This is a genomic window from Roseomonas rosulenta (assembly GCF_016106005.1).
GTDB lineage: Bacteria > Pseudomonadota > Alphaproteobacteria > Acetobacterales > Acetobacteraceae > Neoroseomonas > Neoroseomonas rosulenta.
This window is the reverse complement of the sequence record NZ_JACADR010000542.1, coordinates 1-1297: the sequence shown is the minus strand read 5'-3', so window position 1 is coordinate 1297 and position 1297 is coordinate 1. Positions and strand designations below refer to the sequence as shown.

Annotated in this window: 1 protein-coding gene; it reads right to left on the bottom strand. The window is 75.0% G+C overall.

Going from position 1 to position 1297, the window contains the following annotated elements; all coding sequences use genetic code 11:
* Positions 1 to 114 precede the first annotated feature (114 nt).
* Positions 115 to 1080 (bottom strand): tripartite tricarboxylate transporter substrate binding protein, encoded by a 966-nt coding sequence (locus HW578_RS26715; protein WP_198373723.1) that lies wholly within the window; start codon positions 1078 to 1080, stop codon positions 115 to 117.
* Positions 1081 to 1297 lie beyond the last annotated feature (217 nt).

The window sequence follows — 1297 nt, the reverse complement described above, 5'->3', positions numbered from 1 at the left end:
CGCGCGCGCGGCGCCGGGCCGATGGTCGCTCGCCCCACCTGCGTCGGGCATGCGCGCCGCCGGCGCGCGAGGCCCTGCCGCACCGGCGGGCAGGAGGGGCGCCGAGGCGTGGCTCTACTGCGGCAGGATCCCCGCCGCGCGCGCCGCCGCCACCCATTTCTCCATCTCGGCCTGCACGAAGGCGCGCATGGTGTCGGGGTCGTTCGACACGATCTCCGCCCCGAGCGTGGTGTGCCGGTCGATCACGGTCTGGTTGCGCAGCGCGGCGCGGATGTCGGTGTTGAGCTTCGCCAGCACCGCCGGCGGCAGGTTGGCGGGCGCGATGATCATGCCCCAGGTCGCCGCCTCGAAGCCCGGCAGCAGCGCCTCGGCCATGGTCGGCACTTCGGGCAGCTGCGGGCTGCGCCGCGCGCCGGTGGTGGCCAGGGCCTTCAGCGCGCCGGACTGGATGTGCGGCAGCGCGGCCGGCACGGTGTCGAACATGATGTTCACGCGGTTCGCCATCAGGTCCGGATGCGCCTGGGTGCTGCCGCGATAGGGCACGTATTCCAGCTGGATGCCGGTGCGCTGCGCGAACAGCACGGGGGCGAGGCGCACCACGCCGCCGGTGCCCGCGAAGGTCACGCCCGGGTTGCGCTTCGCGTAGTCCACTAGCTCGGCCGGCGTGTTCGGCGCGAAGGCGCGCGGCGCGCAGAGCACCAGCGGCGTGGCGGTGGTCTGCGTGACGAAGGTGAAGTCCCGCATGGTGTCGAAGGGCAGGCGGTAGAAGGCGGCATTGACCGGATGCCCGACCGAGACCAGGCCGAGCGTGTAGCCATCGGGGGCCGCGCGCGCGACCACCTCGGTGCCGATCACGCCATCCGCGCCGGCGCGGTTCTCGACCGGCACGGGCTGGCCCCAGGTGGCGGCGAGGGGTTCGGCGATCAGCCGCGCCGTGATGTCCGACACGCCGCCTGGCGTATAGGGCACCACGATGCGCACGGCACGGGTCGGCCAAGCCTGCGCGGCCGCGCCGCGCGCGGCGAGCAGGGCGGGGGCGGCAAGGGCGGCGGCGCCGAGGGCGCGGCGGGCGATGGTCATGGCGTTTCCTTCCCTGCGGGCTCTGCGGCCCGGCGCGGCATCCTGGCGGCGATGGCGCGGCGACGGAAGCATCCATTCCGCCGCCCGGCGAAGTGCCGTAAAGCCGCAGGCATGAGGATCCTGGCGATCGAGGGCGCGCTCGCGCGCTGTTCCGCCGCCGTGCTGGCGAATGGGGCGGTGCTGGCCGCGGCGCGCGCCGATGCGCCGCGCGGCCAGC